Genomic DNA, 24,094 nt, shown 5'->3' with positions numbered 1-24,094 from the left:
CCTACGCTAACTCTCTGTTTTTTATAAACTATTTCGAAACAAAAGACCTTGGTCCGAGGCGTATTGCCGTGCCTGGGACTGAGTTAGCATCGCCCCCGGATTTGACGTGTCACTGGGGTATTCATGAGCAAAGGTTTTTGTTCGGCACTGCTGATAAGCGCTGTCGCATTGATTCACATGGGCCTGGCACAGGCCGGCGCGATTGACGACGCGGTACGACGCGGCGTGCTGAAGGTCGGCACCACGCCCACCTACGTGCCTTTCGAGATGACGGATAAACAGGGGCGCATCGTCGGTTTTGAAATCGACTTGCTCAGGGTCATGAGCCAAGCGCTGGGGGTGGAACTCGAATTGGTATCCGTGCCCTACACCGAGTTGGTGGCGGGGTTGATGGCGAAAAAATTCGACCTGATCGGCAGCGGCATGACGGTCACCCAAGAGCGCAACCTCAAGCTGAATTTCAGCGATTCGTTCATTGTCGTTGGCCAGTCAGTGTTGTTGCACCCAAGGTTCCTGGGCAAGGTCACCAGTGTCGAGGACCTCGACGATGCCAGTTACCGGATTGCTACCACCGAAGGCACCACGGGTGAGGCGGCCGCCCGGCGCTTTTTAGGCGCGGCCCGGATCAGCAGTTTTGCGACGCCCGAGGAAGGCGTACGCCAATTGCTGCAGGGCAAGGCCGATGCCTTTATCCATGACGCGCCCTACAACCTGATCGCCTTGAGTCGCCCGGAAAACAGTGCGCTGCTGGCGCTTGAGCAACCCTTCACCTTCGAACCCCTGGCATTCGGATTGAAAAAAGGTGATTTCGACAGCCTCAACTGGATCAATCACTTCCTCAACCAAGTGGCCCAGGACGGAACCTATGATCGGCTGCACGACAAGTGGTTTAAAGACACGGCCTGGCTGGTGGAAATCGACTGAAAGTCATAACTGCTTACACATCAATCCGTTGCCGGTGCCGTGTGCCCATGTGTCTATAGCTGCGTTTTGCCGCACCTTTGTGGGGCTTTTCCGACATATGCCGATAACAAATAGCCGTGAAACCTTTGTGACGAGAGACGAGTGGGTTAGGATCGCACCCCGAAATGGTGCAGCCCTTTTTGCGCGCCGACCTCATAAGAATCGTTCAGGGGACTTGATGATGAAAAAGTATCTTTCGATGCTGCTGCTTGGCGTCACCGCGCTGGTCGCGGCCACTGCTGCCCAGGCGGGTGCTATCGATGATGCGGTCAAGCGCGGCACGCTGAAAGTCGGCATGGACCCGACTTACATGCCGTTCGAAATGACAGACAAGCGCGGTGAGATCATCGGTTTCGAAGTCGACATCCTCAAGGCCATGGCCAAGTCCATGGGCGTCAAGTTGGAGTTGGTCTCCACCGGCTACGACGGCATCATCCCGGCCTTCCTGACCGGCAAGTTCGACATGATCGGCAGCGGCATGACCCTGACCCAGGAACGCAACCTGCGCCTGAATTTCAGCGAACCCTTCATCGTGGTCGGCCAGACCCTGCTGATCCGCAAGGACCTAGAAGGCACCATCAAGTCCTACAAAGACCTGAATGACGAGAAGTACCGTCTGACCTCGAAGCTGGGCACCACCGGTGAGATGGTCGCCAAGAAACTGATCTCCAAGGCCAAGTACCACGGTTACGACAACGAGCAGGAAGGCGTGCTGGACGTGGTCAACGGCAAGGCCGATGCCTTTGTATATGACGCGCCGTACAACGTGGTTGCCGAGAAAAAAGTCGGTAACGGCAAGCTGGTATTCCTGGAAGAACCCTTCACCTTCGAGCCCCTGGCGTTTGGCCTGAAGAAGGGCGACTACGACAGCATCAACTTCATCAACAACTTCCTGCACCAGATCCGCAACGACGGCACCTACGATCGCATCCATGACAAGTGGTTCAAGAGCTCCGAGTGGCTCAAGGACATGGAATAAGGCTGGTTTGTAGTGAGCGGGCTTGCCCCGCGCTGGGTGGCGAAGCCGCCCCAAATCCATACACCTCGGTCTTTCTGAAACACCGCGGCGTCTGGTCTTAGGGCGGCTTCGCCACCCAGCGCGGGGCAAGCCCGCTCACTACGCAAAGGCGCTTGCCTTAGACTTTTTTTGGATGTTGAGTAATGAAACAGAAAAAAGCCCAATGGCCCTGGCACCTGCTTACCGTGGTCGTGCTGGTCGGCCTGGCCGGCGCCTTGTACTACGCCACCTCGTTGATGTCCTACGAGTGGCGCTGGAACCGCGTACCGCAGTACTTCGCCTACCAGGCCGAAACCTCCCAGCGCGCCGCTGACATTTCCACGGTGGTGGAGTTGGTACGCAAGGGCGATGTGGCCGAGGTGACCCTGCGCAACGACGCCGGCGCCGAGCAAAAGCTGACCGTTGCCGACAACAGCCTGCAAGTGGCGCGCGGCGACGATGTGGCCGAAGGCGATGTTGTCGGTGTGACCCGGCAGTGGGCGTTGGGGCCGTTGATGTGGGGCTTGTGGACCACGCTGTGGCTGTCGGTGGTGTCCGGCATCCTGGGCCTGGCGATCGGCCTGGCGACTGGGTTGTGCCGTTTGTCCAGCAACCCGACATTGCGGGATCTGTCGACGATTTACGTCGAACTGGTGCGCGGAACGCCGCTATTGGTGCAGATCTTCATTTTCTATTTCTTCATCGGCACGGTGCTCAACCTGTCCCGGGAGTTCGCCGGGATCGCCGCGCTGTCGCTGTTTACCGGCGCCTATGTGGCGGAGATCGTCCGCGCGGGTGTGCAGTCCATCACCCGCGGCCAGAACGAAGCTGCGCGGTCTCTGGGCCTGAGTGCCAGCCAGTCGATGCGCCATGTGGTATTGCCGCAGGCGTTCAAGCGTGTGCTGCCGCCGCTGGCCGGGCAATTTATCAGCCTGGTCAAGGACACATCCTTGGTGTCGGTGATCGCGATTACCGAGCTGCTCAAGAGCGGACGCGAAGTGATCACCACCTCGTTCTCGCCGTTTGAAATCCTGTTCTGTGTCGCAGGCCTGTACCTGCTGATCAACCTGCCGCTGTCGAAAATGGCCAGCCGGCTTGAGCGGAGGCTCGCGCAAAGTGATTGAAGTCCGCGATCTGGTAAAAGTCTTCGACACCCGTGGCCATGTGGTCCGTGCGGTCGACAACGTGACCACCCAGGTGGCCAAAGGCGAAGTGCTGGTGGTGATTGGCCCGTCCGGCTCCGGCAAGTCCACCTTCCTGCGCTGCCTCAATGGCCTGGAAGAATTCGACTCGGGTTCGGTGAGCATCGACGGCCTGCAACTGGCTGATCCAAAAACCGACGTGAACGCCTATCGCCGCGAAGTCGGTATGGTGTTCCAGCATTTCAACCTGTTCCCCCACATGACCGTGCTGGAAAACCTGTGCCTGGCGCAAAAAGTCGTGCGCAAGCGCGGCAAGAAGGAGCGTGAAGCCAAGGCGCTGGCGTTGCTGGAAAAGGTCGGCATTGCGCAGAAGGCCAACGAATTCCCCTCACGCTTGTCCGGTGGTCAGCAGCAACGGGTGGCGATTGCCCGTGCCCTGGCGATGGAACCCAAGGTGATGCTTTTCGATGAACCCACCTCGGCACTGGACCCGGAAATGGTCGGCGAAGTGCTGGATGTGATGAAGACCCTGGCCCTTGAAGGCATGACCATGGTCTGCGTCACCCACGAAATGGGCTTTGCCCGCGAAGTGGCGGACCGGGTGTTGTTCTTCGATCACGGCAAATTGCTTGAAGATGCCGCCCCGGCCGAGTTTTTTGATGCGCCGAAAGACCCACGGGCTCAAGCGTTCCTGCGCCAGGTCCTCTAGGTTCGCGTTCGCTCACCACAGTGACAGGCGCGACACTGGGCTCAAAGCCTGAATTTGCTAACCAGCGTCTGCAAATCCAGGCTTAGTTTGGTCAGCTGAACACTCGCCGTCGCCGTTTCCTCGCTGGCAGCGGCTGTCTGCTCCGATACATCCCGCACCTTTAACACACTGCGATTGATCTCTTCGGCCACCGCGCTTTGTTCCTCTGCGGCCGCGGCGATCTGCGGGTTCATTTCCTGGATGACAGAGACCGTGCGGGCAATTGCCGCCAGTGCATCCCCGGCGTCACGGGTCAGTTCGACACTGTAGTCGGTCAAGGTGCGACTGCTGTCCATGATGTCGGCGACCTGTTGGGTGCCGGTGTGCAGTCCCTGGATCAGCCCTTCGATTTCTTCGGCCGATTCCTGGGTGCGCTGTGCCAGGCTGCGGACTTCATCGGCGACCACCGCAAAGCCTTCGCCGGCAGTGCCCGCGCGGGCGGCTTCAATGGCGGCGTTCAGCGCCAGCAGGTTGGTCTGTTGGGACACCGATTTGATCACGTCCAATACGCTGCCGATCTTCTGGCTTTCTTGCTGCAATGCCAGCATCGCACGACCCGAAAGAGCCATCTCCTCCGCCAACTGGCCAATTTGCTCAACGGCCTGTGTCACCACTTTGTCCCCGGCGCTGGCTTGTAGATCGGCTTCATTCGCCGCGATTGACGCTTGCTCGGCATGCCGGGCGACCTCCTGGGCGGTGGCGAGCATTTCGTTCATGGCGGTCGCCACCTGGTCGGTTTCGTCTTTCTGGTTATTGATGCCAGTGCGGGTCTGCGCAGTGACGGCCGACAACTGCGTGGCGGCACTGGCGATCTGGCGGGCGCTGTCGCCGATGCCGCTGATCAGGCTGCGCAGGTTGCGGGTCATGTCACTGATGGTTTGCTGCAGTTGGCCCAACTCATCGCGGCGCTTCACTTGGATATCGTGGCTGAGATCACCTTGCGCGATGCGGTTGGCGCAAACGAGTACCTGGCGTAATGGCACGGCAATCTGGCGGGCGATCCACCAGGCCGCTAGGGTGCCGAGCAGCAGGGCAGCAACCGTGACGCTGATGAGCAGGGTTCGCGTGTGCTCTGTTTCCCTGTCGCGCATGAGGGTCTGGGCCCGGCTGACCGCGTCGTTTTGGTCGAGCAACTGGTTGAGCTGCTGTTCAAACTGATTCTGCGCAGTTTCGGTGGTGACTTGAGCGTCCTTGAGTGCCAGCAACTGCTCGCGATAGTTCGCCAGGTCGGCTTTAAGCAGCGTGGAGTCGGCCGGCAGGTCAGTTACGGCAGCCTGGGCGACGTCAAGGGCATTAAGGGCGTTGCTGACAGCTTCGGCGTAGGCTTGCAGCGACTCGGCCGCCCAGGCGGGGCTCTGGGCGCGATCCTCGGCTTGCTCCATGACTTGGCGCAGGTTTTCGATGGCATTCAACGCTTGCTGGTCCTGTTGGTCGGGTAACTCGCTGGCCAGTTGTGTGAGGGTGTCACTGGCCTGGAGCGCCGTCGCATGCAGGGGCGGCCGGATGTTTTCACGCCGTTCGATCAACGGTGGCAGTTCCACCAGTGCGGTCTTGAAGCGCGTCACCAGGCCTTGCGCTTCCTGGATATGCTGCAGGTCGACCGGGTTCTTCAAGTGCTTCGCCAGGTAGCCCAGGTGTTGATCGATGTGGGCAATCTGCTGCGCCATTTTGCCCAGGCTGGCGGTGTCCGCCAGCGTTCGGTAAACGATACGGTCCGCGCGCATGGCTTCAGCGATGATGGCCACCTTGCTTAAGGCTGTCAGGTTGCTTGAACGGAACAACACCGCATTCAAGGCCTGCCAACCGGTCATGGCGATGACCAAGCTGAGGATCAGCACCTGGCCAAACCCCACGGAGAGCTTGAGGCGGATGCTGGCATTGACCAGCAGGCGGGTCAGCCGAGAGAACATGGTGAACCTCCGAATCTGAAAAAGCGTTTCGCAAACGCTAATTCGATTCGGAGTCATGCTGGGCTGATAACTACGTAGGAAATTTCACAAGCTATACGTTAGATGCGGAAGCGCCCTACCAGCGTTTGCAGGTAAATACCCAGGCGTGCCAACTCGGCGCTGGACGCCGCGGTCTCTTCACTGGCCGAAGAGGTTTGTTCCGACACATCACGCACATTCAGCACGCTGCGATTGATCTCTTCGGCCACTGCGCTTTGCTGCTCGGCGGCGGTGGCGATCTGCGAGTTCATTGCCTGGATGGTCGAGACTGTGCGGGTGATGCTCGCCAAGGCGCTGCCGGCACGGCGCGTCAGCTCGACGCTGCTGTCGGTCAGGCCACGGCTGTTATCCATGATGGTCGCGACCTGCTGCGTGCCGTTTTGCAGGCCGACGATCAGCTCCTCGATCTCTTCGGTGGACTTCTGCGTGCGCTGGGCCAGGCTGCGCACTTCGTCGGCCACCACCGCGAAGCCCCGCCCGGCTTCCCCTGCGCGTGCGGCTTCAATGGCGGCGTTGAGGGCCAGCAGGTTGGTTTGCTGCGCAACGGACTTGATCACGTCGAGCACGCTACCGATCTTGTCGCTTTCGCGCTTCAGATCACCCATGGCGACGGTGGAGTTGCCCACTTCGGTGGCCAGGCGTTCGATCTGGGCGATGGCTTCACCGACCACTTTGTCGCCCTCACGGGCTTGTTGGTCAGCGGCCACGGCAGCCTCGGAGGCTTCCTCGGCGTTGCGTGCCACTTCCTGCACGGTGGCGGCCATTTCATTCATCGCGGTTGCTACCTGGTCAGTCTCGACCTTCTGGCTGTTGACCCCGGCGCTGGTCTGTTCGGTCACGGCCGAGAGTTGCTCGGCGGCGCTGGCGATCTGGGTGACGCCGTCGCTGATCCCCCCGATCAGCTCACGCAAGCCGACAGTCATGCTCTGCATGGCGCGTTGCAGTTGGCCCAGTTCATCCTGGCGCATGGAGGTCAGGTTGTGGCTCAGGTCGCCCGAGGCCACGCGTTCAGCCACTTGGAGCGTCTGGTTCAGTGGGATGATGATCTGGCGGGTGATGGCCCAGGCGGCGACCAGGCCGAAGACCAGCGCCAATGCCGTGGCCAGCAGCAGGAAGTTCTTGGCCAGTGCGGCGTCGGTGTCGCGCACCACGGTTTGCGAGGCGGTGAGTTTTTCACTATGGCCGAGCAGGATATCGCCCTGCGCGGTCATGATTTTCAATGCCGCTGCGCTGGCAACTTGGGAGTCGCGGTACTGGCTGACCGCCGCGCGATAGGCCTGCAACGACACGCTGGCCTCTTGCAGGTTGGCCTGGTACTGCGCTGGCAGTTGCCCTTCGAGCTCGGTGATTTTCTTCAGGGCATTGTCGATGGCATCCAGGGCTGGTTGCTCGGCTTCGACTTTGCCGCTGTAGGTGTAGCCGCGTACCTGGAAGCGCGATTGCTGGATCAGCTTGCTCAGGTCGACCACGCTATTGAACTGGGTGACGCTGTCGCCTTGCAGCAGGGACTTCTCGACTTCATTGATCTTGGCCACGGCATTGTCGGCGGTGTCGCCGAGCTTGCTGCGTGCACCTTCGCGTTTGAGTCCGGCCTGGACCATGGCGCCGAAGGCCTTTTTGTATTGATTCAAGGCGTCCTGTTGTTGTTCCACCAGGGCCTTGTCGGCGGGCTGCTCAATCAGCTCTGCGGCTTTTTTCAGGCCACTGTCCAATTGCGTGAGCAGGCCGTTGACCGCATCGGTGCCTTGTTCGCCGCGCCGCATTTCGAAATCCAGGCGCGCCAGGCGCAGGTCTTTGGTCAGTCCGTTGAGGCTGGAGATAAAGCCCAGCTTGTCACCCCGACTGATCACATCGCCCAGGCCGCTCCAGCCGGTGAAGGTGATCATTAATGTCAGCAGCAACACCAGGCCGAAGCCCACGCCGAGTTTGGTTTTGACGCTGATATTCCCCAGCTTTTCGGCTAACCAACGATACATGCTGCGAACTCCCCTGGAACAAGGCTTGGACTTATTCAAAGGTTATCGGCAGGTTGGAAACATTCTGTAGCAGCCGGCTTGCCTGCGAAGGCGGCCCGACAGACGACCACAATCTAACTGTCCCCCCACGATCCAAAAATGTGGGAGCTGGCTTGCCTGCGAAAGCGGCCTGACAGCCGACCACAATCTAACTGTCGCCCCGCGATCCAAATGTGGGAGCCGGCTTGCCTGCGAAAGCGGCCTGACAGACGACCCCAAACTAACTGTCGCCCCGCGATCCAAATGTGGGAGCTGGCTTGCCTGCGAAAGCGGCCTGACAGCCGACCACAAACTAACTGTCGCCCCGCGATCCAAAATGTGGGAGCTGGCTTGCCTGCGAAGGCGGCCTGACAGCCGACCTCGATGTTGGACCTTACCGGGTACATATCCGTTACTTGGGTAACGGCTGCTATGGGTTCCGCCCTTACGGCGGCTCACTTTTGAAAAGCGCAAAAGTAAGCAAAACGCTCTTGCCCCAACACTCGGCACCTCGCCTAGGCTCGGTGTGCCCGTAATCCGCCAGGTATTTGGGGGGCCGCCGCCACGCGCCATCCATGGCGCGGGGCGGCTAAACCGGCATCCCTGCCGGTTTACCCCCCAAATCCCTGTCGAATTCCGGCCAGCGTGTTTGACGGGGCGCCTAAGGTCAAAAGCCAGATCAAAAGCCAGATCAAGATCACGATCAAGAGCGGCTCGCTTCGCATCGTGGTTAGGGTTGGTTGGTGCAACGCTTTGTCGATACCGATGCTTGTCGCCGGTATGCCGGCTCCTGCAAGGGAGGTGGTGTCAGAAGAGGCGGGCGAGCAGGGCGGTGACGGCGGTTTCGACGCGCAGGATGCGGGCGCCCAGTTGCACGGGTTGTAATCCGGCTTTGGCCAGCAGGTCGACTTCGTAGGGGATCCAGCCGCCTTCCGGGCCGATTGCCAGTGTCACTGGCTCATCCAGCCCACGCGGGCACGCGGGGTAATCGCCTGGGTGGCCGATCAGGCCCAAGGTGCCTTCGGTCATGGCTGGCAGGCGGTCTTCGACGAACGGTTTGAAGCGTTTTTCGATGACGATTTCGGGCAGCACTGTGTCCCGTGCCTGTTCCAGGCCGAGGATCAGTTGCTCGCGAATCGCCTCGGGCTCCAGGAATGGGGTTTGCCAGAAGCTTTTCTCGACCCGATAACTGTTGACCAGCACCACCTTGGGCACGCCCATGGCGGCCACGGTTTGCAGTACCCGGCGCAGCATTTTCGGGCGTGGCAGGGCCAGCAGCAGGGTCAGCGGCAATTTGGTGGGGGGAGGTTGGTCGAAGCTGACTTGCAGTTCGGCTTCGCGGGTTTCCAGGCGCACCAGTTGCGCATTGCCCATCAGCCCGCCGATACGGCCGACGCGCAGGCTGTCACCGACGGCGGCGCGGTGGACTTCCTGCATGTGCACCAGGCGCCGATCACGCAGCACCACACGGTCGGCCGCGATAAAGTCGGCCTCTTCGAGCAGCAGCAGGTTCACGGCTGGGTCGCTGGCGGCTGGTCGTCGTCGCGCTGGTCATCCGGGTGTTCGCCGCGCTTGCTGATCAAGCCGCTGAACAGGATGCCGATCTCGAACAGCATCCACATCGGCACGGCCAGCAGGGTCTGGGAGAAGATGTCCGGTGGCGTGAGGATCATGCCGACCACAAAGCAGCCGATGATCACGTACGGACGGATCTTCTTCAGGTACTTAACGTCGACCACGCCGATCCATACCAGCAGCACCACGGCCACGGGGATTTCGAAGGCCACGCCAAAGGCGAAGAACAGCGTCATCACGAAGTCGAGGTAGCTGGTGATGTCGGTCATCATTTCCACGCCAGCCGGGGTGGCGGCGGCGAAGAACTTGAAGATCAGCGGGAACACCAGGAAATACGCGAACGCCATGCCGGTGTAGAACAGCAGGATGCTCGACACCAGCAACGGCACGGCGATGCGCTTCTCATGCTTGTACAGGCCCGGTGCGATAAAGCCCCAGATCTGGTGCAGGATCACCGGGATCGCCAGGAACAGCGAGACCATCATGGTCAGCTTCAGCGGCGTGAGGAACGGCGATGACACATCGGTGGCAATCATCGTCGCACCGGCCGGCAGGTACTGGCGCAGCGGCGTGGAGACGAAGGTGTAGATCTGCTGGGTAAAAGCGAACAACCCGGCAAAGATGATGAAGATGGCCGCTACGCAACGCAGCAGGCGGGTTCGCAGCTCGGTGAGGTGCGAGACCAGCGGCATATGCTGGTCGTTTTCCGGTTTATCAGCGCTCATGGGGCTCGCGGCGGCAATGTAGGGTCATGGGGCGCGGGCGACGCAACAGGCGTCGGCGCAGGCTCGGTTGGCGCGGTCGGTGCCACGGGGGCGGCTTCAGTCGCAGGCGCGATGCTGTTTTCGGCCACAGGCTCCACCGGCTTGGCGGGCTCCTGCACAGGCGACAGAATCTTCCGTGCTTCCTGCTCCAACGAGAGGATGTGTTCGTTGTGCAGTTGCCGGCGGATCTCGTCGGCACCGATTTCCCGTTCAACTTCCTGTTTGATGGCGTTGAAACTGCGTTTCAGGCGCCCGATCCACAGGCCGGCCGTGCGTGCGGCACCGGGCAGGCGTTCCGGCCCCAGCACCAGCAGGGCCACGAGGCCGACGAGGAGCAGTTCAGAGAAGCTGATACCAAACATTAGTCAATGCTCACGAGTCTTTGCGGGTCGGCTCTTCGACTTTCTCAGCCTGCACGTCGAAGGTGCGACGCTCGGTGATCGGCTGGGTGGCCTGCGGGTGCACAGGCTGGGCCGGAGGCACAGGGTTGGCAGCTGGGTCGGCAGGTTTTTCGTCATCGTTCATGGCTTTGCGAAAGCCCTTGATCGACTCGCCCACGTCAGTGCCCAGGTTCTTGAGTTTCTTGGTGCCGAACACCAGTACCACCACCACCAGAATGACGATCCAGTGTTTCCAGTCAAAAATGCCCATGCTGCAAATCCTCTAGTCTTAGTTATTCAGGCGGACGGGCGCGAGGCCTTCTCGGCATGCCCGGACAAGCCGAAGCGACGGTCCAGTTCATCCAGCACAGCCTGTGGATGCTGCCCCAGTTGGGCGAGCATGACCAGGCTATGGAACCACAAGTCGGCGGTCTCGTAGATGACATCGCTGCAATCACCGCTGATCTGCGCGTCCTTGGCGGCGATGATGGTCTCGACGGACTCTTCGCCGAGTTTTTCCAGGATCTTGTTCAAGCCCTTGTGGTACAGGCTGGCGACGTAGGAGCTGTCGGCATCTGCGCCTTTGCGGTCTTCCAGCACCTGGGCCACGCGGTTCAGGGTATCGCTCATGTCTAGTGTCCTGCCGAGTAGATGGCGTGCGGGTCTTTGAGCACAGGCTCCACGACTTTCCATTCGCCGTTCTCGAACACGCGATAGAAGCAGCTGTGACGGCCCGTGTGGCAGGCGATGTCGCCGATCTGCTCGACCATGAGGATCACCACGTCGGCGTCGCAGTCGATGCGCATCTCGTGCAGGGTCTGCACGTGCCCGGACTCTTCGCCCTTGCGCCACAGTTTGCCACGCGAGCGTGACCAGTAGATGGCGCGCTGCTCAGTGGCGGTGAGGCTCAGGGCCTCGCGGTTCATCCAGGCCATCATCAATACGCGCCCGGTCTTGTAGTCCTGGGCAATGGCCGGCACCAGGCCGTCACTGTCCCACTTGATCTCGTCCAGCCAGTCTTTCATGTTCGGCTCCGGCAATTTGCGACAGTGTATAACCGGATTGGCTATCGACGCACGATCAGATAAACACCCACGGCGACCATGATGCCGGCCGGCCAGTGGCCCAGTTGGTTCAGCGGGCCACCGATGGCCAGCATCACCCCGCCGACCAAGTGCGCAGCACCCAGCAGGCGCAGGAACCAATCATCCTTGCGCTTCTTCCACGGCGGCGCCGGGTCCTTGGCGTGGGGCTGGGACATGCGCTCCAACAGGTCGCGGGTCATGTTGGCCAGGTGCGGCAGTTGTTCCATCTGGCTGTGCAGGTTGCCCAGCACGGTTTTCGGGCTCATCCGCTCGCGCATCCAGCGCTCCAGGAACGGCTGCGCGGTGTTCCACAGGTCGAGGTCCGGGTACAGCTGGCGGCCCAGGCCTTCGATGTTCAGCAAGGTTTTTTGCAGCAGCACCAACTGTGGCTGCACTTCCATATTGAAGCGCCGCGCAGTCTGGAACAGGCGCATCAGCACCTGGCCGAATGAAATATCTTTTAACGGTTTTTCGAAGATCGGCTCGCACACGGTACGGATCGCCGCTTCGAATTCGTTGAGCTTGGTTTCCGCCGGCACCCAGCCCGAATCGATGTGCAATTGCGCCACGCGACGGTAGTCGCGCTTGAAGAAGGCGAACAGGTTGCGGGCCAGGTAGTCCTGGTCTTCCGGGGTCAGGCTGCCGACGATGCCGCAGTCGATCGCGATGTACTGCGGGCTCCACGGGTTGACGGTGCTGACGAAGATATTGCCCGGGTGCATGTCGGCGTGGAAGAAACTGTCGCGGAATACCTGGGTGAAGAAGATCTCCACGCCGCGTTCGGCGAGCATCTTCATGTCGGTGCGCTGGTCGGCCAAGGTTGCGAGGTCAGTGACCTGTACGCCGTAGATGCGCTCCATCACCAGCACTTTCGGGCGGCACCAGTCCCAATACACTTGCGGCACGTACAGCAGCGGCGAGCCTTCGAAGTTGCGCTTGAGCTGGCTGGCATTCGCCGCTTCGCGCAGCAGATCAAGTTCGTCGTAGATGGTTTTTTCGTAGTCAGCGACCACGTCCACCGGGTGCAGCAGGCGCGCATCGGCAGAGAAGCGCTCGGCAGCGCGGGCGAGGATGAACAGCCACGCCAGGTCCTGGCCGATGATCGGCTTGAGGCCGGGGCGAATCACCTTCACCACCACTTCTTCGCCAGTCTTGAGTTGCGCCGCGTGCACCTGTGCGACCGAGGCCGAGGCCAGAGGGTCGACGTCGAAGCGGCTGAACACGTCGCTGATCTTCTTGCCCAGCTGCTCCTCGATAAGCTTCATCGATTGCTGGGAGTCGAATGGCGGCACACGGTCCTGCAACAGCATCAGCTCGTCGGCGATGTCCTCGGGCAGCAGGTCGCGCCGTGTGGAGAGGATCTGTCCGAACTTGATGAAGATCGGCCCCAGGTCCTGCAGCGCCAGGCGCAGGCGCGCGCCACGGCTCAGCTCCAGCTGTTTGCGCGGGAACCAGCGCCACGGCAGTACATAGCGCACAGCGAGCAGGAACCACGGCAGGGGCAGGGCGAACAGCAGGTCATCAAGGCGGTAGCGGATTACGACGCGCTGGATACGAAACAAACGGCGGACGGCGAGCAGCTTCATGCGTTATCGCTTGGATCAAGGGAACGGCTCAGGCGCTCGAAGCGGGCCTCAAGGCGTTCCAGGTCGATTTTGGCCTTGTCGAGTTCACGAAAGCGCGCTTGCGCTTCCCGTTCTCCGACCAGGGTGCGCGATTCTTCGCTCAGGTATTCGGCAAGGTTCTGGTTGAGGCTGGCGAACCCCTGCTGGTACCAACGCGAGCGGCTGCGCAGGTGCCCGCTGATCAACTGGGTGGCCACCGGGCCGATCCAGCGGGACAGCTCGTATTCCCAGTCCAGTTCCAGGTCTTGCAGCACGGCGGCCAGGTCCATCAGCACCGAACTGTCGCCTTCCAGCTCCACTTCGTCGCTGTGCAGGATGGCGGTCTTGTTGCGGCTCAGAGCCAGGTGCAACAGGCTCGAAGCCGGCGCACGCAGGGTGCAGTCGGCGTCGGCGGCCCATTGGGTCGCGAGCATCAGGCCTTCATCGCTGGGCAGGATAAACAGTTGCAAGGTGGGGCTGCGGCAGTCGACGGCAATGACTTTGCCGTTGAGGTGCGCCAGCCGCGCCAGGGCGGTGCTGTCCAGGCGCAGCACACGGTTGAGGCCGTGTTCAACGCTGGCGAGAAGACCTTTGAGCAGCATCAGGGCTTGATGCCACGGTGCAGGGCGACGATGCCCGAGGTCATGTTGTGGTAGGTCACGCGGTCGAAACCGGCTTCTACCATCATCGACTTCAGGGTTTCCTGGTCGGGGTGCATGCGGATCGATTCGGCCAGGTAGCGATAGCTCTCGGCGTCATTGGTGATCAGCTTGCCCATCAACGGCATGAAGGCAAAGGAATAGGTGTCGTAGACCTTTGACATCAGTGCATTGGTCGGCTTGGAGAACTCCAGCACCAACAGGCGTCCGCCCGGCTTGAGCACGCGCAGCATCGAGCGGATCGCGTCCTCCTTGTGGGTCACGTTGCGCAGGCCGAAGGCGATGGTCACGCAGTCGAAATGGTTGTCTGGGAACGGCAGCTTTTCAGCGTCGGCCTGGACGAACTCAATATTGCCGGCCACACCCTTGTCGAGCAGGCGGTCGCGGCCGACCTTGAGCATCGAACCGTTGATGTCCGCCAAGACTACCTGGCCGGTAGGGCCGACGAGCTTGGAGAACTTGGCTGCCAGGTCGCCCGTGCCGCCGGCGATGTCCAGCACGCGGTTGCCGGTGCGAACACCCGACAGTTCGATGGTGAACCGCTTCCACAGGCGGTGCATGCCGCCCGACAGCACGTCGTTCATCAGGTCGTACTTGGCCGCTACGGAATGGAACACCTCAGCGACTTTTTCCGCTTTTTGGCTTTCCGGGACGTTCTTGAAGCCGAAGTGAGTGGTGGGTTCGGCATCGCTGCCTTTGCGCTGATCAGTCATATCGCTGTCACCAAAAGAGAATGCGGGACATGATAATCCCCAAGGCCTGCTTTGTCTTGGCAAGGCTGAAGGTAAGATGGGCGGTCATCGAGACCTTTTGCCGCATCGAAGGTATCCAAGTCCCTATAAAGAGGAGTCATTGCAATGGCCCGTATAACCGTTGAGCGTGCACATTCCCTGGGTAAAGAAGGCGCACGGGCAAAGGCCGACAAGTTGGCGCACAAACTCAAGGAACAGTATGGCCTGGAGCCGTCGTGGTCCGGCGATACCTTGAACCTCAAGCGTTCGGGGGTTAAAGGCACCGTCGTGGTGGCCGAAGATTCGCTGCGTATAGATGTGGAACTGGGGCTGTTGATGTCGGCCATGAGTGGCACCATCAAGTCCGAAATCGAAAAAGCCCTGGATAAGGCGTTGGCCTGACCGTTGTGTTCTTAGGGTGCCGATTCTAATTTTCCAGCCTACTTTGTGCCCAAGCCCTCAACTCCTGTGGGCCGTTCCTCCCCCCTATTCTGCGTGAGGTGCACCATGGCCAAAGTTATCCTGAAGAAAAAAATCGACGCCCCTACCACTACTCTGAGCGACGTTAAATCCTACGCCCGCAAGATCTGGCTGGCGGGTCTTGGTGCCTACGCCAAGGTTGGAAGCGAGGGCAGCGACTACTTCAAAGAGCTGGTTAAAACTGGTCAACATGTTGAAAGTAAAGGCAAAAAAGTTGCAGTTGAACAACTTGAGGCCGCCAACAGTCAGATTGATCAAGTAAAGAGTAATGTCTCCTCCGTCAAAGGTCTGGTAGAAGTTCAGCTGGATAAAGTTGAAAAAGCTTTTGATACTCGTGTTGCCAGTGCCTTGAATCGAATCGGCATTGCGTCTAAACATGACGTTGAGACACTCTCTGCTAAGCTCGAAGAGCTGACGACATTGCTAGAACGTGTCGCGCGTAAACACTAAGGAGACATCGGGATGGCTGTTAAAAAGACTACTCAGAAAGAAGGCAGCTCGTGGGTCGGGGAAGTTGAAAAATATTCCCGTAAGATCTGGCTTGCTGGTTTAGGCGTGTACTCGAAGGTTAGCAGTGACGGCGGCAAGTACTTCGAGACTTTGGTCAAGGACGGCGAGAAGGCCGAGAAGTTGACCAAAACCACGGTTGGTAAAAAAGTTGAAGCGGCCAAGGCAACTGCCGGTTCCGCCAAGTCGAGCATTTCTGACACCTGGGGCAAGTTGGAAGAAACTTTCGACAAGCGCCTTAACAGTGCCATTTCGCGACTGGGCGTGCCGAGCAAGGCTGAACTGAAGACGCTGCACAGCAAGGTCGATACCCTGACCAAGCAGATCGAAAAACTCACCGGCGCTAAAGTGGCTCCTGCGAAAACGGCTGCGGCCAAACCTGCTGCCAAGCCTGCCGCTAAAACCGCCGCCGCCAAACCTGCTGCCAAAACAGCAGCCAAGCCTCTGGTAAAAGCGGCTGCCAAGCCGGCTTCCAAACCTGCGGCCAAGGCGCCCGCCAAAGCAACTGCTAAACCAGCCGCCAAAACTGCAGCTGCCAAGCCGGCCGCCAAGACTGCTGCCAAACCCGTCGCGGCTAAAGCGGCTGCCAAGCCTGCTGCTAAGCCAGCGGCTAAACCCGCAGCCAAGGCCGCCGCCAAACCGGCTGCCAAGCCAGCGGCCAAAACCGCAGCTGCAAAACCTGCTGCCAAACCGGCCGCTGCGAAACCTGCAGCCAAGCCGGCTGCGGCGAAACCGGCCGCCAAGCCTGCCGCAGCCAAGCCTGCGGCAAAACCAGCCGCAGCCAAGAAACCAGCGGTCGCGAAAAAACCAGCAGCACCCAAGCCTGCTGTTGCGGCCAAGCCGGCGACTCCGGCGCCAACCGCTTCCACAGCCAACTCGGTATCCGCACCGACCCCTGCTGCTGTGACCCCGACTGCAACGCCGGCAAACCCGACGCCATCCAGTCAGTCCTGATTATTTCCAGGACGCAAAAAAATGCCCGGCCTGTTAAAGGTCGGGCTTTTTTGTGCTCGCAGCGCCGCCGGTCAGGCTGTCGTCAGTTGTAAGTGATGGAAACCGTAATGGCACTGGCCAGGGTGCCCTGGGTCACTGCGCCCGTTTTATAGTAGGCCGCACTGAGCGGTATGGTCGCCTTATTGCCGGTTGTTGTAACCGTGCGGCTGCGCTGAGCGACGGTGCCGTTCGCTGGGATGGCGTATAGGGGTGTTGAACGATGCAGCAGCCAAAGGGCCGTCCCCGCCGAGGTGCCCGTGTTGGAAAATAGTGCCCCGTTTACTACGGACGGTGTTCCCGTGAAGAGGAAAATCACATTGCGGATGTCTGATTCGCAATCGGCAGAGAGCTCGAAGTCCAGCACCCCTGCGCTGGGGCTTGCATCAAAATCCGAGATCTTGATGGGGGGCAGCGAAATAGTGCGGTTCTCGTCACCAGCTGCCAGGTTGCAGGTGCCGGCATTGACCTGGCCGGTAAAGCGCAAAGTGCCTGTTGTCGCAGCGTGGGCTTGCGTGGCCGCGAGGCCGACAGTGGTTGCGAGTAAGAAAGACACGGCTCGTAGGTTCATCAATGACTCCTCAGGGTTTTTAGTTATAGGTGATGTTGACGGTGGCGGTACTGGCGAGCGTGCCTTGGCCGACCGTACCGTTTTTGTGATAGGCCGCGCTGAGCGGTAAGACTGCGCGATTGCCGGAAACGGCAACGTTGCGGATGTTATTGGCATTCGGAGAAATGGTTTGCTGGACCCCGTTGATGCGCGATCCCAACCACAGGGCTACCCCGCTTGCCGTGCCCGTGTTGGCGAAGAGCACGTTGTTCCCGGGCGCAGGGGTGCCGCTGAAACGAAAGGTGACGTTGGTGGCGTTTGTACAGTTAGCGGTCAGTTCGAAGTTCAGCATGCCGGCATAGTCGATGTCTCTGAGGTCGCTGACTTTTATCGGGGTGAGGGGGATCGTGCGGTTGACGTCGCCCGCCGCCAGGTCGCAGGTGGCAGCCGGCCTGACGAAGCGCACCCGGCTACCGAGCTGCAGGCTGAAGCGCTGTGTGACGCCAGCAATTCTCCTGCTCCAGAAGTATCCGCTGGGCACTGTTCCGTCTGTGACTGGCCCGATTTTGTAGAAGCTCGCCTCCGCTGAAGTGAAGCTGGGCACCTTCCCGTACAGCGGTGTGGGGCCTTGGTTGAACAATGAAAAGGCAGCGGGCCCTCCGCCGCCCGCCCATCTCATTGTGATGCGTACGCCAACGCCTGGCGCCTCGGTGGGGTAGGAGCGGGTCACCGGATCTGTTCCCATCGGATATCGCCCGTCGATCCAGCTCGCGATAGACACGGTGCAATTGGCAAAATACTCGGGGGCCGAACCGTTGAATGCCTGGCGATGAATGAGGCTTCCGACGGGTAGGCTGTCGGGCACGGTAATGGTCGCCGGCAAGTTCAGGGTGAAGGTATCGCTCTGGTACCTGTCGCACGGCGCCGCTTGAGCAACGGTCGGCACGCACAGGGCAAGCAGAGGAAAAACTAATTTCATGGCGTATTTCATGGTCATTCCCGTACTCATCAATGGGGCGTCAGCCGTTGCTATTGGGTTGGCAGGTGCCAGCATCCAGATGGCGCAAACGCTGGCGAGCATCACCTTTCGATAGGGCGTCCACGGCGTACATCAGTCGACAAGAAGCAGCGGCCTCAGGCCCCCACTTGACGGTCAGCAGTCCCTGCGCGCGTGCCACGCGCACGAATGCTTTACCGCCCTGCCCGACAATGCCGACACTGGCGCCCTCTTCGTCGAACACATCCGAACCGAAGGGCAGGGGGCTGCCATCCTCCCGCAGCGCAGTCACCAGTAACGCCTGGCCGCTGACGGTCTCGAATTGCAGCTTCACTACGGAGCCTGCACGCGGTGCGACGTTTTGCGCGGCGATCTTGAGTTCTACGTCGACGGACAGGTCCTTGGGGTCCAACTCCACCGCGTTCTGGCGATACGGCGTGAGGTGGGGCACCACGGCAAAGCCATTCTTGCCGACCTGGGCGCCGTGGTTGCCATTGACCCGCGCACCTTGTGCATCGGGCGCTTGCACGATGCCAATGGTGTCGCCCAGTTCGGGCGCAAAGGTGATGCCATCGGCATGGGCGACGATGCCGCCGGTCACGCCCAGGGACAACGCTCGGTAGGTGTTGCTTTGCCCGAACCCTGCGGAGACCACGCCACTGCTGGCCTGGTACTTCGCATCGGCATTCGTGGCGCTGCCGCCACCCTGAACCCGGCTGGCGCCTACGCCGTAGCTGAGTTCGTTGCGCTCGCCCAGGGTGCCGCCAAGGTTCACGCGTTCACCGCTGCTTTGATTGCCGCGAAAGGCAGTGGTGGTCAGGGTCGGTGAACGTGCGCCGGTGCCGAGCGGCAAACTCAGGGTCAGTTCTATTTGCTTGTCGACCCGTTCACTGAGCAGGTCCTTGGTGCGCTGGGCGCTGAGGGTGTAGTGAAGGCTTTTCCAGCTTCCGGCGTAACCCGTGGTAAAGGTCAGGTTGCCGCTGTTGCGGTTCCAGTAGTTCTGCGAGGAGCCGGTCAGGTACACCGAACCCTTGCCCAGGCTTTGGTTGAGGCTGATATCCATTCGGTCGCGCAGGCGCGACACGTTGTCCACGTTGAGGCCGGCGATGGCGAGGTCGCGTACCCGGGCGGCGTCGGCCACGCCCAGGAAGCCTTCCGTGGAGTAGCGGTAGGCACCCAGGGCAAAGTAGGTGCCGGTCTCGGTGAAGTTCTTGCTGTAGCGCAGTTGCAGGCTTTGGCCATCCCGGGTGCTGTGCCTCGGAATGTTGGCTTTTGAGTTGGTCAGGTCCAGCGACAGCGCACCCAGCGAGGTGTTGAATGCCAAGCCCAGCAAGCGCGACTGATAGTCATCGCCGACTACGACACCGCCATAGCCGGTCAACAGGTTGTTCAAGCCGTGCTGGTAAGTGCCTTGCATCAGCTTGGGCGGGTGACGCAGGCCGATTTCATCTAGCTGGCCAACACTCACGGAATAACGACTATGGCCTGCACGCAGCAGGTTGGCATTGGCGGCGAACGGCACGATGAACTCACGCTGGCGGCCATCGGCCTCGGTGACGGTCACGGTCAGGTCGCCGCCGTACCCGGTGGGAAACAGGTCGTTGAGCACAAACGGTCCGGGTGCGACCGAGACTTCATCCAATAGCACGCCGCGTTGGCGCACCGTGACCCGGGCATTGGTTTCGGCGATGCCACGGACAACGGGCGCGAAACCGGTCTGGGAATCCGGCAGCATCCGGTCATCACTGAACAGGCTGGCCCCACGCAGGCGCACGCTGTCGAACAGCTCGCCCGAGGTGAAGATCTCCCCCATCATCAGTTGTGATTGCAGTGGGCTCAGCTCACGTTGCACATAGGTGGAGCTGCTTTGATAGCCCGACGCGTTATCTGTGCGGCTGAAGCTGCCGCTGTGCCGCCAGTGCCAGTCGCCCAGGTTAAGCCCGGTGTTAAGGCCCAGGTAGTGGGAGTTGAGCGTGCGGCCATTGGTACGGGTCGAGAACGTGTTGGCGTTGTAGCGCACGAACGCGGCGTCGACACCGCCGTCCCAATGCTTGGGGTCGACATAACCGCGTGCCTTGCGTGCAAGGTAAATCTGCGGGACTTGCAGCGTCAGGCGGTTTTCACCTGAGTCGAACTGGCTGCTACTGCCCGGCAGGTAGGTGGAAATTTCATGGCAACTGGCAAACTCGGCGGCCGGCGCCTGGCCTGGTTCGAGCGGCTGTTTCTGCGGCGCGTCCAGGTCGATGCCGAACCTGAGCAGTGCGTCACGCTCCAGGCAAAGCTGCGCAGAGTTTTGCCCTTCGACCGCAACGAACGACAGGGTCTCGCGCCCGATCCACTGGCCATTGAGATAAACATCGGTGCGGTAGCTGCCGGGCAGCACCACATTGCCCTGGCTGAATTTCGAAATATCCACCTGCTGGCCACCCGCACCGTCCGGGAAAAAGGCGGGGTTGAACTCGACGTTCTCGTCGGCGTAGGCGCCCATGGCAGGTGCGCCGGCCAACAGCAGGCAACGCACTGTACGCGTTAATCGATAACATGCCAGGGGCCAGTGGCGGATGCTGGCGGGCGTGTTCAAACTCATGTTTACCATTCCAAAAAAACCAGGGGGGCCGAATTCGGGCCAGGGGATTCCCTGCCCTTAAAAAGGGGCATCAACCGAACGTGTGATTAGGTGAAGAGCGGCCGTTGCAGTCAGGGCGTCTAGAGAGTCATGACGAGACCTTGGCGCTGTGGGAGACCTTTACGCCGAAGTCGTCCAGTGTCTGGAACTCCACCGTGGTTGTGCCGTCGTGAGGTGCTTTGAAGCCGGGCAGTTCAAAGCGGTTGCGACCTCCCGGTATCACCATGTTTTCCGCGTTTGACGTGGCGGGCTTGCGGGCATGACGTTGCTGTGACGCCAACACCTCGATCTGCTCGAACGTCACGTGGTAAGGGGTCGGGTTGTGGACTTCCAGAACCTGGCCCTGCTCGGTGGTCTCGCGGCGCCATTGCAGTTTTCCAGGAGCCGCATCGACCCCATAAGGCAGGTTGGGTGGGCGAACAAACAACTTGATCCGAGAGCGGAAGGCCAGTTGCAACTGGTTGCCCTGTTGGGAACCCTGGGATTGAGCCGGCACTTCCAGCAGGTTGAACCAGAACAGGCTTTCCTGCGCCGACGGCAATGCCTCTCCGGTATACGCCAGGCGTACCACCTGTTGTTTGCCTGGCTCCATGCGAAAAATCGGCGGCGTGGAGATAAACGGAATTCCTGCGAGGTCTGGCGTCGAGTGTTCGTCGCCGCTGTCCAGCCACGTCTGCACCAGCACCGGTGCCTGGTTCTTGCTTTCCAGCCTGACCGTTACCTCTTTGTCGTTCTGCGGGTAGATGATCCGCGTGTTGTTGATGATAACGCTGGCGTGTGCTGCGGCACTGGCGATCAGTGCAAACAGCAATGTCAGAAGCCTGGCTGGCCAAAAGGCAAAGGAGCGCGCATTCATGGGGTCATCACCTGGCTGCCGAAGGGGTAAGGCTTGCCGAGTGGCGCACACGAGCGCCGAAGTCGGTAACTGTGGTGAACTCGACTTCAGGCGCGCCCTCGGGACGATTGCGCAGCAGCGGCAGCACAAAGCGTTTTACGTCGCCGGCGGGCATCAGCAAGCTGTCATTGGCTTGCGTGTTCGGCGCTTTACTGAAGCGTTTACCGTTGCTCAGCAAGTCAACGGCGGTGAGGGAAATATGGTACGGCGTCGGGTTGGTCACCTGCAGCGCAAAACCCTGGCCACTGTCGACCAGTTTCCATTCCAGCTTCGAAGGGGCGCTGCCTACCGGATAGGGCAATGCCTGGGGGCGCAGGAACACGCGCAATCGGGTGCGAAATGCCAGTTCGAGGTTGTTCTGCTCGGCATTGTTTGCGCTGGGTGGAATCTCCAGCACGTTGAGCCAGTACAGGCTTTCGCGATCAGACGGGGAAGGCTTACCGGAGTAGAACAAGCGCACGGCCTGTTGCTGATGCGGTTCCATGCGAAAGATCGGTGGTGAAAGGGTAAACGGCGTCTGCGCGGTGGCCGGTGTGGAATTCAGGTCGCCTGTATCCAGCCAGGTCTGCACCAGCGACGGGCGATCGCCCTTGTTTTCCAGGCGCACGACCACTTCTTGCTGCTCGGCTGGGAAGATCACGCGGGTGCCATAAATGATGACACCTGCCTGGGCGCTATTTGTTTGCAGCGACAGCAGCCCAAAAACACAGAAGGCAAGCGCGAGGCGGGCCATTGTTTTCATAGTGTCGAAGTTCTCTTTGAATCTGGGGAAGGACCTGCCCAACGGCTGCAGGTCCGCTACATACAAGGCGTGCGGATGCTCGGCCTCTTGCCCCTTAGTCGGCGTACACAACCATGAAGCCCACACGCGTTTTGACGGCACCTTCAGTCGCGGCGCCGCTGGCGTACATTTGTGCAGCCAGTGGGATCACGGCCTGGTTGTCGGCGATCACTACGCCTTCCGATTTTTCGGTGTAAACGTGAATCGGGGTGCCATCACGGTTGGTCACTTCAACCTGTACGTTCTTGGCGTTGGTGGTGTCGGAGGGGTCGTTGTAGCCGTCGATATTCAAGCGTCCGGTCGCTACATCGATGGCGGGGCTGGTGGGGTCGAACGCCACCATGGCCGTGCGGCCGTTGGTGCATGCGCCTTCGCCGGGCGCACCAATGCGAATGGAGAAGCCGGTCAGGTTGGCGCGGTCGCCAGGGTTTTGCAGGCGTGAAGCGGATACACCGCCGAGGTTGACGTCCTTGACCACTGCACCGGTACCTGGCGCCGAGCCTTCGATGGTGCAGGTCACATCATTCACCAGCCCGGTGAAATTGATGGTGCCGTCATTGGCCGCGTGTGCGCTTTGCGAAATAGCAGTGACCAAGGCAACGGCTGCTGCAAGGGTAGAGAGAGCATTGAGGTTCATAATAGTCCCGAACATGAAGTGTTTATGTAATCCGCCAACGGGTGTTAAACCCGATATCTGTGGGTGAATCATTGCGGAAATTGGCGGAACCCAATCATTGTTCGGGGGGGGAACTATTGCCTATAGAGAAGTAACGAAATTGCGTTAGAGATTGTTCGAAATTTTATATTTTTACTCCAATTAATTGCATTGACTTGGCGTGTGGGTAATGGCTGTAAGATATTTCTGTAAGAACAGTCCTTATTATTGCTATTGATTGATCCTGATGTTCGGCTGGGATATACCGTGACCGTGATGATTAGGAAGTTTTCTAATAAGTGGTATTGACGAGGACGGATTATTCGATGCGTACTTTAATGTCCAAAACGCATTCCATCATGTTGCTTGATGATCATGAAATGGTTCGACAAGGGATCGAGTTGGGCCTGAGTAACGAGGCCGATCTCGAGGTGGTGGGCTCGTTCGGCACCGGCAGGGAGTTATTGGAGGCGCTGGCCGCTCAGCCTGTAGAGGTTATCATCATGGACTTTACATTGGGGCCTACGGAGCTTGATGGCCTCAGTTTGATCCGGGCAGTGAGTCGACGTTTCAAGCAGTCCAGGCCCGTCGTCTTATCGTCCCACTGCACGCCCGCAACGGTCTCGATGGCATTAAAGGCTGGATGTTGGGGTGTTGTAGGCAAGACCCAGAAGTTGGCAGAGTTGATCATGGCCGTTCGAACGGTCGCACAAGGATATATTTACTTGCAGCCGGGTATGCTGTCAGTAGAGCAAGGCAGGCAATCTATTCTGGAGTGGGTGAACTTTAAGTCGAATCTGGAAGTATCTGCCGCATTAAGGCCGAACGCCTGCCTGACACCCAAAGAGCAAGAGGTGTTGCGTTGTTTTCTTGATGGTATGTCGGTGAGTTCTATTGCAATAAAGTTTTCGCGCAGCACCAGTACGATCAGCACGCAAAAACAGTCGGCGTATCGCAAGTTGGGCATCCGGACTGACAGTGAACTTTTCAAGTTCACTCGACAATTCGGAAAGCCTGAATAG

Annotated in this window: 25 protein-coding genes and 1 pseudogene; 8 read left to right on the top strand and 18 right to left on the bottom strand. The window is 59.9% G+C overall.

Annotation, left to right across the window (positions count from 1 at the left end):
• Positions 1-123: 123 nt before the first annotated feature.
• From CWC48_RS08595 to CWC48_RS08580, 4 genes are all read left to right on the top strand, one after another.
• Complete coding sequence (locus tag CWC48_RS08595; protein WP_078046479.1) at positions 124-924, top strand: transporter substrate-binding domain-containing protein; 801 nt, start codon at positions 124-126, stop codon at positions 922-924.
• 220 nt (positions 925-1,144) lie between these two features.
• Positions 1,145-1,942 carry a transporter substrate-binding domain-containing protein gene (locus CWC48_RS08590; protein ID WP_078046480.1) on the top strand — a complete coding sequence of 266 codons (798 nt, stop codon included), beginning with the start codon at positions 1,145-1,147 and terminating at the stop codon, positions 1,940-1,942.
• Positions 1,943-2,124: 182 nt separating this feature from the next.
• Positions 2,125-3,084: an amino acid ABC transporter permease gene (locus CWC48_RS08585; RefSeq protein ID WP_071492396.1), complete on the top strand. Its 960-nt coding sequence runs from the start codon at positions 2,125-2,127 to the stop codon at positions 3,082-3,084.
• On the top strand, positions 3,077-3,811 hold the full coding sequence (locus CWC48_RS08580) for an amino acid ABC transporter ATP-binding protein (protein ID WP_078046481.1): 735 nt from the start codon (positions 3,077-3,079) through the stop codon (positions 3,809-3,811). Before CWC48_RS08585 ends, CWC48_RS08580 begins: the two co-directional genes overlap by 8 nt.
• Positions 3,812-3,852: 41 nt before the next feature.
• Here the strand turns inward: CWC48_RS08580 and CWC48_RS08575 are convergent, their stop codons facing one another.
• The 12 genes and pseudogenes from CWC48_RS08575 to ubiE all read right to left on the bottom strand — a co-directional run bounded on the left by CWC48_RS08575 (position 3,853) and on the right by ubiE (position 14,573).
• Complete coding sequence (locus CWC48_RS08575; protein ID WP_100491682.1) at positions 3,853-5,760, bottom strand: methyl-accepting chemotaxis protein; 1,908 nt, start codon at positions 5,758-5,760, stop codon at positions 3,853-3,855.
• A gap of 98 nt (positions 5,761-5,858) precedes the next feature.
• Complete coding sequence (locus CWC48_RS30835; RefSeq protein WP_371857070.1) at positions 5,859-6,572, bottom strand: methyl-accepting chemotaxis protein; 714 nt, start codon at positions 6,570-6,572, stop codon at positions 5,859-5,861.
• Positions 6,573-6,716: 144 nt separating this feature from the next.
• Positions 6,717-7,685 (bottom strand): annotated as a pseudogene (locus CWC48_RS30830) (methyl-accepting chemotaxis protein); the annotation flags it as partial.
• Positions 7,686-8,600: 915 nt separating this feature from the next.
• On the bottom strand, positions 8,601-9,308 hold the full coding sequence (locus tag CWC48_RS08565; protein ID WP_078046484.1) for a 16S rRNA (uracil(1498)-N(3))-methyltransferase: 708 nt from the start codon (positions 9,306-9,308) through the stop codon (positions 8,601-8,603).
• Entirely contained in the window at positions 9,305-10,093 is a 789-nt protein-coding gene (gene tatC / locus CWC48_RS08560; protein ID WP_025858678.1) for a twin-arginine translocase subunit TatC, read from the bottom strand. The genes CWC48_RS08565 and tatC overlap by 4 nt, the downstream gene beginning before the upstream one ends.
• Positions 10,090-10,494 (bottom strand): Sec-independent protein translocase protein TatB, encoded by a 405-nt coding sequence (gene tatB / locus CWC48_RS08555; protein ID WP_078046485.1) that lies wholly within the window; start codon positions 10,492-10,494, stop codon positions 10,090-10,092. Before tatB ends, tatC begins: the two co-directional genes overlap by 4 nt.
• A gap of 10 nt (positions 10,495-10,504) precedes the next feature.
• A complete protein-coding gene (locus CWC48_RS08550; protein ID WP_003171180.1) occupies positions 10,505-10,783 on the bottom strand; it encodes a twin-arginine translocase TatA/TatE family subunit in 279 nt (92 codons plus the stop codon).
• Between the two features lie 26 nt (positions 10,784-10,809).
• Complete coding sequence (locus tag CWC48_RS08545; RefSeq protein ID WP_003209299.1) at positions 10,810-11,142, bottom strand: phosphoribosyl-ATP diphosphatase; 333 nt, start codon at positions 11,140-11,142, stop codon at positions 10,810-10,812.
• 2 nt (positions 11,143-11,144) lie between these two features.
• A complete protein-coding gene (hisI, locus tag CWC48_RS08540; RefSeq protein ID WP_058423690.1) occupies positions 11,145-11,537 on the bottom strand; it encodes a phosphoribosyl-AMP cyclohydrolase in 393 nt (130 codons plus the stop codon).
• A gap of 41 nt (positions 11,538-11,578) precedes the next feature.
• Positions 11,579-13,183: a ubiquinone biosynthesis regulatory protein kinase UbiB gene (ubiB, locus tag CWC48_RS08535; RefSeq protein ID WP_078046486.1), complete on the bottom strand. Its 1,605-nt coding sequence runs from the start codon at positions 13,181-13,183 to the stop codon at positions 11,579-11,581.
• The gene (locus tag CWC48_RS08530; RefSeq protein WP_078046487.1) at positions 13,180-13,803 is read right to left on the bottom strand and encodes an SCP2 domain-containing protein; all 624 of its coding nucleotides are present in this window, start codon (positions 13,801-13,803) and stop codon (positions 13,180-13,182) included. The genes ubiB and CWC48_RS08530 overlap by 4 nt, the downstream gene beginning before the upstream one ends.
• Entirely contained in the window at positions 13,803-14,573 is a 771-nt protein-coding gene (ubiE, locus tag CWC48_RS08525; RefSeq protein WP_003171186.1) for a bifunctional demethylmenaquinone methyltransferase/2-methoxy-6-polyprenyl-1,4-benzoquinol methylase UbiE, read from the bottom strand. Before ubiE ends, CWC48_RS08530 begins: the two co-directional genes overlap by 1 nt.
• Before the next feature lie 144 nt (positions 14,574-14,717).
• On the opposite strand from ubiE, the gene CWC48_RS08520 reads away from it, so the two are divergent.
• From CWC48_RS08520 to CWC48_RS08510, 3 genes are all read left to right on the top strand, one after another.
• The gene (locus CWC48_RS08520; RefSeq protein ID WP_078046488.1) at positions 14,718-14,993 is read left to right on the top strand and encodes a polyhydroxyalkanoic acid system family protein; all 276 of its coding nucleotides are present in this window, start codon (positions 14,718-14,720) and stop codon (positions 14,991-14,993) included.
• 105 nt (positions 14,994-15,098) lie between these two features.
• Positions 15,099-15,521: a phasin family protein gene (locus CWC48_RS08515; protein ID WP_078046489.1), complete on the top strand. Its 423-nt coding sequence runs from the start codon at positions 15,099-15,101 to the stop codon at positions 15,519-15,521.
• Positions 15,522-15,533: 12 nt separating this feature from the next.
• Positions 15,534-16,532 carry a phasin family protein gene (locus tag CWC48_RS08510; RefSeq protein WP_100491680.1) on the top strand — a complete coding sequence of 333 codons (999 nt, stop codon included), beginning with the start codon at positions 15,534-15,536 and terminating at the stop codon, positions 16,530-16,532.
• An 82-nt stretch (positions 16,533-16,614) separates the two neighbouring features.
• On the opposite strand, the gene CWC48_RS08505 is transcribed toward CWC48_RS08510, so the two are convergent.
• From CWC48_RS08505 to CWC48_RS08480, 6 genes are all read right to left on the bottom strand, one after another.
• Positions 16,615-17,139 carry a fimbrial protein gene (locus CWC48_RS08505; RefSeq protein ID WP_078046491.1) on the bottom strand — a complete coding sequence of 175 codons (525 nt, stop codon included), beginning with the start codon at positions 17,137-17,139 and terminating at the stop codon, positions 16,615-16,617.
• A gap of 19 nt (positions 17,140-17,158) precedes the next feature.
• Positions 17,159-18,115 carry a fimbrial protein gene (locus tag CWC48_RS08500; protein WP_317451471.1) on the bottom strand — a complete coding sequence of 319 codons (957 nt, stop codon included), beginning with the start codon at positions 18,113-18,115 and terminating at the stop codon, positions 17,159-17,161.
• Positions 18,116-18,137: 22 nt separating this feature from the next.
• Positions 18,138-20,702, bottom strand: a complete 2,565-nt coding sequence (locus tag CWC48_RS08495; RefSeq protein WP_100491679.1) for a fimbria/pilus outer membrane usher protein — start codon at positions 20,700-20,702, stop codon at positions 18,138-18,140.
• Positions 20,703-20,829: 127 nt separating this feature from the next.
• Entirely contained in the window at positions 20,830-21,597 is a 768-nt protein-coding gene (locus CWC48_RS08490) for a molecular chaperone (protein ID WP_100491678.1), read from the bottom strand.
• A 7-nt stretch (positions 21,598-21,604) separates the two neighbouring features.
• Entirely contained in the window at positions 21,605-22,378 is a 774-nt protein-coding gene (locus tag CWC48_RS08485) for a molecular chaperone (RefSeq protein WP_078046494.1), read from the bottom strand.
• Between the two features lie 94 nt (positions 22,379-22,472).
• Positions 22,473-23,054 (bottom strand): fimbrial protein, encoded by a 582-nt coding sequence (locus CWC48_RS08480; protein ID WP_078046495.1) that lies wholly within the window; start codon positions 23,052-23,054, stop codon positions 22,473-22,475.
• A gap of 344 nt (positions 23,055-23,398) precedes the next feature.
• Between CWC48_RS08480 and CWC48_RS08475 the strand changes: the two genes are divergently transcribed.
• On the top strand, positions 23,399-24,094 hold the full coding sequence (locus CWC48_RS08475; protein ID WP_223204490.1) for a response regulator transcription factor: 696 nt from the start codon (positions 23,399-23,401) through the stop codon (positions 24,092-24,094).

The organism is Pseudomonas sp. S10E 269, assembly GCF_002798465.1.
GTDB classification, from domain to species: Bacteria; Pseudomonadota; Gammaproteobacteria; order Pseudomonadales; family Pseudomonadaceae; genus Aquipseudomonas; species Aquipseudomonas pergaminensis.
Note: the sequence above shows the minus strand (reverse complement) of the source record. Positions and strands in the feature narration are given on the sequence as shown.

Bases quoted from the DNA above. Each gene is read 5' to 3' on its own strand.
- CWC48_RS08595 (WP_078046479.1), top strand. From the start codon at position 124: ATGAGCAAAGGTTTTTGTTCGGCACTGCTGATAAGCGCTGTCGCATTG.
- CWC48_RS08590 (WP_078046480.1), top strand. From the start codon at position 1,145: ATGAAAAAGTATCTTTCGATGCTGCTGCTTGGCGTCACCGCGCTGGTC.
- CWC48_RS08585 (WP_071492396.1), top strand. From the start codon at position 2,125: ATGAAACAGAAAAAAGCCCAATGGCCCTGGCACCTGCTTACCGTGGTC.
- CWC48_RS08575 (WP_100491682.1), bottom strand. From the start codon at position 5,760: ATGTTCTCTCGGCTGACCCGCCTGCTGGTCAATGCCAGCATCCGCCTC.
- CWC48_RS30835 (WP_371857070.1), bottom strand. From the start codon at position 6,572: ATGAATGAAATGGCCGCCACCGTGCAGGAAGTGGCACGCAACGCCGAG.
- tatC (WP_025858678.1), bottom strand. From the start codon at position 10,093: ATGAGCGCTGATAAACCGGAAAACGACCAGCATATGCCGCTGGTCTCG.
- tatB (WP_078046485.1), bottom strand. From the start codon at position 10,494: ATGTTTGGTATCAGCTTCTCTGAACTGCTCCTCGTCGGCCTCGTGGCC.
- CWC48_RS08550 (WP_003171180.1), bottom strand. From the start codon at position 10,783: ATGGGCATTTTTGACTGGAAACACTGGATCGTCATTCTGGTGGTGGTG.
- CWC48_RS08545 (WP_003209299.1), bottom strand. From the start codon at position 11,142: ATGAGCGATACCCTGAACCGCGTGGCCCAGGTGCTGGAAGACCGCAAA.
- hisI (WP_058423690.1), bottom strand. From the start codon at position 11,537: ATGAAAGACTGGCTGGACGAGATCAAGTGGGACAGTGACGGCCTGGTG.
- ubiB (WP_078046486.1), bottom strand. From the start codon at position 13,183: ATGAAGCTGCTCGCCGTCCGCCGTTTGTTTCGTATCCAGCGCGTCGTA.
- CWC48_RS08530 (WP_078046487.1), bottom strand. From the start codon at position 13,803: ATGCTGCTCAAAGGTCTTCTCGCCAGCGTTGAACACGGCCTCAACCGT.
- ubiE (WP_003171186.1), bottom strand. From the start codon at position 14,573: ATGACTGATCAGCGCAAAGGCAGCGATGCCGAACCCACCACTCACTTC.
- CWC48_RS08520 (WP_078046488.1), top strand. From the start codon at position 14,718: ATGGCCCGTATAACCGTTGAGCGTGCACATTCCCTGGGTAAAGAAGGC.
- CWC48_RS08515 (WP_078046489.1), top strand. From the start codon at position 15,099: ATGGCCAAAGTTATCCTGAAGAAAAAAATCGACGCCCCTACCACTACT.
- CWC48_RS08510 (WP_100491680.1), top strand. From the start codon at position 15,534: ATGGCTGTTAAAAAGACTACTCAGAAAGAAGGCAGCTCGTGGGTCGGG.
- CWC48_RS08505 (WP_078046491.1), bottom strand. From the start codon at position 17,139: ATGAACCTACGAGCCGTGTCTTTCTTACTCGCAACCACTGTCGGCCTC.
- CWC48_RS08500 (WP_317451471.1), bottom strand. From the start codon at position 18,115: ATGACCATGAAATACGCCATGAAATTAGTTTTTCCTCTGCTTGCCCTG.
- CWC48_RS08495 (WP_100491679.1), bottom strand. From the start codon at position 20,702: ATGAGTTTGAACACGCCCGCCAGCATCCGCCACTGGCCCCTGGCATGT.
- CWC48_RS08490 (WP_100491678.1), bottom strand. From the start codon at position 21,597: ATGAATGCGCGCTCCTTTGCCTTTTGGCCAGCCAGGCTTCTGACATTG.
- CWC48_RS08485 (WP_078046494.1), bottom strand. From the start codon at position 22,378: ATGAAAACAATGGCCCGCCTCGCGCTTGCCTTCTGTGTTTTTGGGCTG.
- CWC48_RS08480 (WP_078046495.1), bottom strand. From the start codon at position 23,054: ATGAACCTCAATGCTCTCTCTACCCTTGCAGCAGCCGTTGCCTTGGTC.
- CWC48_RS08475 (WP_223204490.1), top strand. From the start codon at position 23,399: ATGCGTACTTTAATGTCCAAAACGCATTCCATCATGTTGCTTGATGAT.